The organism is Isoptericola sp. NPDC056618 (genome assembly GCF_042792715.1).
GTDB classification, from domain to species: Bacteria; Actinomycetota; Actinomycetes; order Actinomycetales; family Cellulomonadaceae; genus Isoptericola; species Isoptericola nanjingensis.
Genome location: NZ_JBHTVZ010000044.1, coordinates 1 through 1,372, shown reverse-complemented (window position 1 = coordinate 1,372; position 1,372 = coordinate 1). Strand labels below are relative to the sequence as shown.

The following is a 1,372-nucleotide window of genomic DNA, read 5'->3' as shown; positions in this document are numbered from 1 at the left end:
TCAACGTGCGTGGGTTCGGGCCTCCATTCAGTGTTACCTGAACTTCACCCTGGACATGGGTAGATCACCTGGTTTCGGGTCTACGACCACGTACTCATGCGCCCTATTCAGACTCGCTTTCGCTGCGGCTCCGCATCTTCTGCTTAACCTTGCACGGGATCGTAACTCGCCGGTTCATTCTACAAAAGGCACGCCATCACCCGTTAACGGGCTCTGACTACTTGTAGGCACACGGTTTCAGGATCTCTTTCACTCCCCTTCCGGGGTGCTTTTCACCTTTCCCTCACGGTACTGGTTCACTATCGGTCACTAGGGAGTATTTAGCCTTGGGAGATGGTCCTCCCGGATTCCGACGGAATTTCACGTGTTCCGCCGTACTCAGGATCCACTCAGGAGAGAACGAAGTTTTGACTACAGGGCTGTTACCTCCTATGGCGGGCCTTTCCAGACCTCTTCATCTACCTCGTTCCTTTGTAACTCCGTACAGAGTGTCCTACAACCCCAAGAGGCAAGCCTCTTGGTTTGGGCTAATCCCGTTTCGCTCGCCGCTACTCAGGGAATCGCATTTGCTTTCTCTTCCTCCGGGTACTTAGATGTTTCAGTTCCCCGGGTCTGCCTTCTCATACTCTATGTATTCAAGTATGGATACTACTCCATTACGAGCAGTGGGTTTCCCCATTCGGAAATCTCCGGATCAAAGCTTGCTTACAGCTCCCCGAAGCATATCGGTGTTCGTCCCGTCCTTCATCGGCTCCTAGTGCCAAGGCATCCACCGTGCGCCCTTTCTAACTTAACCATTTCTTACTTTAGAAAGAATCACTATGTGTGATGAACTTTGCATTGCATTCAATGTGAATGTATTACTTATTGTTATCTAGTTTTCAAAGAACAATCCTGTCTCGCTAGAGACATGTTTGAAGGAATGATCCTTCAAAACTAAACAAGACGAAAAACGTACGCTGCTCCATATATCCTTAGAAAGGAGGTGATCCAGCCGCACCTTCCGATACGGCTACCTTGTTACGACTTCACCCCAATCATCTGTCCCACCTTCGGCGGCTGGCTCCTAAAAGGTTACCTCACCGACTTCGGGTGTTACAAACTCTCGTGGTGTGACGGGCGGTGTGTACAAGGCCCGGGAACGTATTCACCGCGGCATGCTGATCCGCGATTACTAGCGATTCCAGCTTCACGCAGTCGAGTTGCAGACTGCGATCCGAACTGAGAACAGATTTGTGGGATTGGCTAAACCTTGCGGTCTCGCAGCCCTTTGTTCTGTCCATTGTAGCACGTGTGTAGCCCAGGTCATAAGGGGCATGATGATTTGACGTCATCCCCACCTTCCTCCGGTTTGTCACCGGCAGTCACCTTA

Annotated in this window: 2 rRNA genes; both read right to left on the bottom strand. The window is 50.9% G+C overall.

Going from position 1 to position 1,372, the window contains the following annotated elements:
• Nucleotides 1-796 (bottom strand): 23S ribosomal RNA (locus ACFQ8T_RS21730); the annotation flags it as partial.
• 182 nt (nucleotides 797-978) lie between these two features.
• Nucleotides 979-1,372 (bottom strand): 16S ribosomal RNA (locus tag ACFQ8T_RS21725); the annotation flags it as partial.